This window comes from Bacteroides sp. AR20 (assembly GCF_964250605.1).
Taxonomy (GTDB): domain Bacteria; phylum Bacteroidota; class Bacteroidia; order Bacteroidales; family Bacteroidaceae; genus Bacteroides; species Bacteroides uniformis.
This window is the reverse complement of the sequence record NZ_CAXUGK010000001.1, coordinates 316560-323409: the sequence shown is the minus strand read 5'-3', so window position 1 is coordinate 323409 and position 6850 is coordinate 316560. Positions and strand designations below refer to the sequence as shown.

Below are 6850 nucleotides of genomic sequence, written 5' to 3'. Positions count from 1 at the left end.
TAAGTACCACATTATCTACTTTTTTGTCTTGTCGCAAACATGTCGCAAATAAGAGATAAAAAAGCCCATAGAAAACATATAGCAACCATGAACCCCATAAACGCAAAAAGCGTGCAACTCATTGAGCTGCACGCTTTTGCTTATTGTTTATTATCTGTATCCTTATCGGAATCACTTCACTTCCTCAAAATCAGCATCCTGCACATTATCGCCATGCTTTGTATTATCCTGAGCACCGCCTTGTTGCCCTGCATTCATATCAGGACCAGCTTGTGCACCACCCTGAGCACCGCTCTGGGCATACATTTCAGCACTGGCAGCCTGGAATGCCGTATTCAGTTCGGCCATGGCAGAATCTACGGTAGCCAGGTCTTGAGCCTTATGGGCATCTTTCAGCTTCTGCAAAGCAGCTTCAATCGGAGCCTTCTTGTCGGCAGGGAGCTTGTCGCCGAGTTCCTTCAACTGATTTTCGGTTTGGAAAATCATAGAATCGGCCTGGTTCAGCTTGTCTACTTTCTCACGCTCTTTCTTATCTGCTTCAGCATTGGCTTCGGCTTCGGCTTTCATCTTTTCAATTTCTTCCTTGCTCAAACCGCTGGAAGCTTCGATACGGATAGCCTGTTCCTTACCGGTAGCCTTATCTTTGGCAGACACCTTCAAGATACCGTTGGCGTCGATATCGAATGTCACCTCAATCTGAGGAATACCGCGACGTGCCGGAGCAATACCTGTCAGGTTGAACTGGCCGATTGACTTGTTCTGTGCAGCCATCGGACGCTCACCCTGCAATACATGGATGGTAACCTCCGTTTGGTTGTCGGCAGCAGTAGAGAATGTCTCGCTCTTCTTGCAGGGGATGGTAGTGTTGGCATCAATCAGCTTCGTCATCACACCGCCCATAGTTTCGATACCCATAGAAAGCGGAGTAACATCCAACAATACAACGCCCTTGATTTCGTCCGTCAAAACGGCACCTTGCACGGCAGCACCTACGGCCACCACCTCATCCGGATTCACACCCTTGGAAGGAACTTTACCGAAGAAATCTTCTACCAACTTCTGTACTGCCGGAATACGTGAAGAACCACCTACAAGGATTACTTCATCGATGTCCGCATTGTTCAGACCAGCATCGCTCATAGCCTTCTTACATGGCTCCAAACAAGCTTGAATCAAGTTGTGAGCCAGAGCCTCGAACTTGGCACGGGTCAACGTCTTCACCAAGTGCTTGGGCACACCGCCTACGGGCATGATGTACGGCAAGTTGATTTCAGTGCTGGTAGAAGAGGACAGCTCAATCTTAGCCTTCTCGGCAGCTTCCTTCAGACGTTGCATAGCCATCGGGTCTTGAGTCAGGTCGGCACCTTCGTCGTTCTTGAACTCCTGAACCAGCCAGTCGATGATTACCTGGTCGAAATCGTCACCACCCAGATGAGTGTCACCGTTGGTTGACAATACTTCGAACACACCGCCACCGAATTCGAGGATAGAGATATCGAATGTACCACCACCAAGGTCGAATACGGCAACCTTCATGTCCTTGTGAGACTTGTCAATACCGTAAGCAAGAGCTGCGGCAGTCGGCTCGTTCACAATACGCTTCACTTCAAGACCTGCAATCTGTCCGGCTTCCTTTGTAGCCTGGCGTTGGGAGTCGGAGAAGTATGCGGGGACGGTAATTACGGCTTCTGTCACTTCTTGTCCCAGATAATCCTCGGCAGTCTTTTTCATCTTCTGCAGAATCATTGCAGAGATTTCCTGCGGAGTATAGAGACGTCCGTCGATGTCTACACGCGGAGTATTGTTGTCACCCTTTACTACTTTATAAGGCATGCGGCCGATTTCTTTCTGCACCTGGTCCCAGTTTTCGCCCATGAAACGTTTGATGGAGAAAACCGTACGGGTGGGGTTCGTGATAGCCTGACGCTTGGCAGGATCACCGATTTTACGTTCGCCACCATCAACAAATGCTACTACTGAAGGAGTGGTGCGCTTACCTTCACTGTTTGCAATTACTACAGGTTCGTTACCTTCGAATACTGCAACGCAAGAGTTTGTTGTTCCTAAGTCAATACCAATAATTTTTCCCATGATCGTTATTTTTTTATTTGTTATTATTCTGTTTCGACGTCCGCCTCAGTGGCAGACGCCAATAAAAAGACAAACGTTGTGCCAAATTGTTCAGAGCAGCCGCAGATTTATACTTGTGGCAGTTTATCTGTCAGTTTGGCAGAATTAAAATCATTTTTTCTGTCGGAAATTACCATTTGTTAATTTCCATTCCATTCAAAAGCTCTACTTTTGTCGCTCGAATCAGAGATAATAAAACATGAACAACATTAATCATTTTCCTTGCATACCTTTAACCGTTCCTCCATGGAGGAAATATTGTTCCACCGTGGAGAAAATATCATTCCACCACGAGGGAAATATCGTTCCACCATGGTGGAACGATTAAGGATTAGTTAACATTGGGCTTAATCGCAGCAACGGAAATGATTGGTTTTCACATATAAAGAAATAAATAAGATGAATATGGAAAAGATGAGAGACAGTATCGACTTCAAGAACACGGACATCAAGACATTGTTCCGCAAACTATTGCTCCCTACTGTACTGGGGATGATTTTCTCTGCACTATTCGTTATCACCGACGGCATCTTTGTCGGAAAAGGAATTGGCAGTGATGCTTTGGCGGCGGTCAACATTGTGGCACCGCTATGGTTGTTCTCTACGGGTGTGGGACTTATGTTCGGAGTCGGCGCCTCTGTGGTGGCCTCCATTCATCTGTCACACGGAAAAGTCAAGGTGGCACGTATCAACATCACACAGTCTGTAGTCATATCTTCCTTGCTGCTGATGTGTACCTCCACCCTATTCTGTTCATTTGCCCCGCAGGTGGTAAAGCTGCTCGGAGGGTCCGAACGGCTCACGCCATTGGCTGTGGAATACATGCTTTGGTTTGTGCCTTTCTCTCTGTTCACAGCATTACTCAATTCGGGAATGTTTTTTCTGAGGCTGGACGGTTCGCCCAACTTCGCCATGATGTGCAATGTGGTGGCTGCCGTTCTGAACATCCTATTGGATTATCTGTTCATCTTCCCCTTTGGCTGGGGAATGTTCGGTGCCGCACTGGCAAGTGCCATAGGTACCACGGTAGGTGCATTGATGATAGTATTCTATCTGATGCGCCGCCGGTGCGCACTGCGCTTCCACCCCATTAAGATGAGCCGGAAAAGCATGCAACTGATGCGCCGCAACATTGGCTATATGTGCCGATTGGGTTCCTCCGCCTTCTTGTGCGAGGTGGCGATTGCCTGCATGATGTTTGTCGGCAATCAGGTGTTCATCCATTATTTGAAGGAAGACGGAGTGGCGGCATTCAGCATTGCCTGCTATTTCTTTCCTATTATATTTATGGTATATAATGCCATTGCGCAGTCGGCACAGCCGATTATCAGTTATAACTACGGCCTGAACGAGAGCCAACGTGTCCGCCGCGCCTACTTGCTGGCACTGAAAACGGCCATAGGCTGCGGGGTATGTTTTGCCCTGACCACAATATTCTGCAGCCCTGAAATTGTCGGCATGTTCATAGACCGCAGTTATCCGGCTTATGACATAGCGGTAAAAGGGTTGCCTTTGTATGCCACCGGCTTCGTGTTCTTTGCCGTCAACATCGTATCCATCGGCTATTTCCAGAGTGTGGAGCGTGCCAAGTATGCCACAGTTATCACCCTGCTGCGTGGTTTTATCCTGCTGACAGCCTGCTTTTTCGGACTGCCCCTGCTATTGGGAGACCGGGGAATCTGGCTTGCCACTCCTCTTGCAGAAATGCTGACAACCCTCTTTATCCTCGTGATTTACATATCCGGGAAAAAGGAGCATAAAGAAAAATCCGTATCTTTAGACAAGATGGGCTGTACCCCAACATAACTTTTTCATGCAAGCATAAAAGTCCTGTCTTCGGTTTACACTATCTTTGCAGCATGGAAACTATGATAAAGAAATTCTGCAAGAAGTATAAACTACCGGAAAACACTTTGCACGAACTTCTGTCACACATGGCAGAAGTTCGTTTCAGCAAGGGAGAACTCATTATCAGCGAAGGGGAAAGGAACAGCAACTTCTATCTTTTGAAGAAAGGCATCTGGCGCGCCTACTACCTGACAGACGGCACGGAAAACTCCCTTTGGTTCGCCGCACCGGGCGACACAGCTTTCTCATCGTGGGGATATGTGGACAGCGAGGTTTCCCTCATCAACATCGAATCGGTGAATGAAAGCATCGCCTATTGTATCAGTAAGCCTGAGCTGGAAGCCCTTTTCTCGCATTCCATAGACATGGCCAACTTCGGCAGAAGAATCTTTGAGCGGGAAATTCTGTCGGTAGACAGTTCCACAGTAGCCTACGGCACCCCTCCCACTGCCAAAGAAAGGTACATGACGCTGATGGAAGAGAATCCGGAACTGCTGCAGGATGTACCGCTCAAGTATCTGGCTTCTTATCTCTACATCACTCCACAATCCCTGAGCCGGATACGCGCAGGATTAAAGAAAAAGTAAAAGACCTTTTTATGTCAAGATGCAAAAAAGGCTCTTAGCAGATTATTTCTGTAAGAGCCTTTTTTATTTCAACCTATCTTGTCAGTTCTTCACCAACACCATCACCAGGTTATTGTCAGCATCGTACAGCCCGATGCCTCCGCCTGCCAGCTTGCCAAAAGACTGAACGGAATTCAAGGCTTTCAGCACACGGCCTTCCACCTCCATATCAGGGCATGCCATCATGGTACTGATAACTTGCGGGAAAGAGATTGCCGACGGGTTTTCATCATCAACCTGGAAAGCGCCGTTAATCAGATTGCAACCCGCATTGCCGTGCAAGCGCTTTTCTGCAATATTAAATTCAATGAACGGCTGCTTCTCCATTCCGTCGGGAATAGCCTCGCCCGCAGCCTCACTAATTATCCACTTTCCTTCCAAATCAGACAACTTGGAAACGGACTCTTTCTTCTGCAACACGACTATGGGACGATTGGAAGCACCGCATAAAGCTATATTTTCCTTTCCCAGCTTCTTATACTTTTTCACTTTGTTCAAAGCCGACAACACATTATTTTCTACAGTCATATCCGGACAAGCCATACGGGTACTTGCCAAAGCGCCAAGGTCAATCGTGCCGGGCTTGGCATTCACGTCAAACGAACCCATCATACGGTTGCAACCACTGTTGCCAAATACTTTTCCAGTCTTTGTGTCAAAACCGATATAGGGAAATTCCTGACCCGGAGCAGGGACTACGGCAGTACCATTCACTTCAATAATATTCCACTCACCGCTGATGGAAGAAAGAGTTGCGGCATTTTTGGTTGATGCACAAGAAGACAAGCCCATCAACACGCTTGCCATACATAGGGAAACAAATACTTTTTTCATTGTTATTCGTTGTTTAAGTTAATTTATTCAAGGGGCAAATATATAGAAAATAACCCAAATGCAAGTAATTTGTTTAATATTTGAAGCATTTGCCCCAAAGTATTTAGCAGGATTTTAATGTTTATCTAAGAATTAACCCTTATATTTGCTCTCCGTATTTTTTATAAACCTAATATAATAATATAGTACAAAGAAATGGGTAAAGTTCTTATTATCGGTGCAGGCGGTGTAGGTACCGTTGTTGCGCACAAAGTGGCTCAAAATCCTGATGTGTTTACAGAAATCATGATAGCCAGCCGCACCAAGTCCAAATGTGACGCTGTTGTCAAGGCAATCGGTAACCCGAACATCAAAACCGCCCAGGTAGATGCCGACAGCGTGGACGAACTGGTAGCACTCTTCAATAGTTTCAAACCCGAAATCGTCATCAACGTAGCCCTCCCCTACCAAGACCTCACCATCATGGAGGCTTGTCTGCAAAGTGGAGTCAACTATCTGGATACCGCCAATTATGAGCCGAAAGATGTTGCCCACTTTGAATACAGTTGGCAATGGGCCTATAAGAAACGCTTCGAAGATGCCGGACTGACCGCCATCCTCGGTTGCGGTTTCGACCCGGGAGTGAGCGGCATCTATACTGCATACGCCGCCAAACATCATTTTGACGAAATACAATATCTGGACATCGTAGACTGCAATGCCGGAAATCATCATAAAGCATTCGCCACCAACTTCAATCCGGAAATCAATATCCGTGAGATTACACAGAACGGCCGCTATTATGAAAACGGAGAATGGGTGACAACCAAGCCGCTGGAAATCCACAAAGACCTGACTTATCCGAACATCGGTCCGCGCGACTCCTACCTGCTTTATCACGAAGAACTGGAGTCTCTGGTGAAGAATTTCCCCACCATCAAGCGTGCACGCTTCTGGATGACGTTTGGACAAGAGTATCTAACCCACCTGCGCGTTATCCAGAACATCGGCATGGCACGCATAGACGAAGTGGAATATAACGGCATGAAGATTGTTCCGCTGCAATTCCTGAAAGCCGTCCTCCCCAACCCGCAAGACCTGGGCGAAAACTACGAAGGCGAAACATCCATCGGTTGCCGCATCCGCGGACTAAAGGATGGCAAAGAGCGTACCTACTATGTATATAACAACTGTAGCCACCAGGAGGCCTACAAGGAAACCGGTATGCAGGGCGTAAGCTATACCACCGGTGTGCCCGCCATGATTGGTGCCATGATGTTCCTCAAGGGATTGTGGAAAAAACCGGGTGTATGGAATGTTGAAGAATTCAATCCGGACCCGTTCATGGAACAGCTCAACAAACAAGGCCTGCCTTGGCATGAGATTATCGACGGAGACTTGGAAGTTTGAAATTAATGATTAAACATTAATCA

5 protein-coding genes are annotated in these 6850 nt (G+C 47.1%); 3 read left to right on the top strand and 2 right to left on the bottom strand.

Going from position 1 to position 6850, the window contains the following annotated elements; all coding sequences use genetic code 11:
* Positions 1–171: 171 nt before the first annotated feature.
* The gene (dnaK, locus tag ACESTD_RS01315) at positions 172–2091 is read right to left on the bottom strand and encodes a molecular chaperone DnaK (RefSeq protein WP_005831748.1); all 1920 of its coding nucleotides are present in this window, start codon (positions 2089–2091) and stop codon (positions 172–174) included.
* Positions 2092–2535: 444 nt separating this feature from the next.
* Between dnaK and ACESTD_RS01310 the strand changes: the two genes are divergently transcribed.
* The gene (locus ACESTD_RS01310; RefSeq protein WP_061411738.1) at positions 2536–3936 is read left to right on the top strand and encodes an MATE family efflux transporter; all 1401 of its coding nucleotides are present in this window, start codon (positions 2536–2538) and stop codon (positions 3934–3936) included.
* Between the two features lie 53 nt (positions 3937–3989).
* The gene (locus tag ACESTD_RS01305; protein ID WP_005831755.1) at positions 3990–4565 is read left to right on the top strand and encodes a Crp/Fnr family transcriptional regulator; all 576 of its coding nucleotides are present in this window, start codon (positions 3990–3992) and stop codon (positions 4563–4565) included.
* Positions 4566–4646: 81 nt separating this feature from the next.
* On the opposite strand, the gene ACESTD_RS01300 is transcribed toward ACESTD_RS01305, so the two are convergent.
* The gene (locus ACESTD_RS01300; protein WP_005831757.1) at positions 4647–5438 is read right to left on the bottom strand and encodes an META domain-containing protein; all 792 of its coding nucleotides are present in this window, start codon (positions 5436–5438) and stop codon (positions 4647–4649) included.
* A 195-nt stretch (positions 5439–5633) separates the two neighbouring features.
* On the opposite strand from ACESTD_RS01300, the gene ACESTD_RS01295 reads away from it, so the two are divergent.
* Positions 5634–6827 carry a saccharopine dehydrogenase family protein gene (locus ACESTD_RS01295; RefSeq protein WP_005831761.1) on the top strand — a complete coding sequence of 398 codons (1194 nt, stop codon included), beginning with the start codon at positions 5634–5636 and terminating at the stop codon, positions 6825–6827.
* Positions 6828–6850 lie beyond the last annotated feature (23 nt).

Bases quoted from the DNA above. Each gene is read 5' to 3' on its own strand.
- ACESTD_RS01295 (WP_005831761.1), top strand. From the start codon at position 5,634: ATGGGTAAAGTTCTTATTATCGGTGCAGGCGGTGTAGGTACCGTTGTT.
- ACESTD_RS01300 (WP_005831757.1), bottom strand. From the start codon at position 5,438: ATGAAAAAAGTATTTGTTTCCCTATGTATGGCAAGCGTGTTGATGGGC.
- dnaK (WP_005831748.1), bottom strand. From the start codon at position 2,091: ATGGGAAAAATTATTGGTATTGACTTAGGAACAACAAACTCTTGCGTT.
- ACESTD_RS01310 (WP_061411738.1), top strand. From the start codon at position 2,536: ATGGAAAAGATGAGAGACAGTATCGACTTCAAGAACACGGACATCAAG.
- ACESTD_RS01305 (WP_005831755.1), top strand. From the start codon at position 3,990: ATGGAAACTATGATAAAGAAATTCTGCAAGAAGTATAAACTACCGGAA.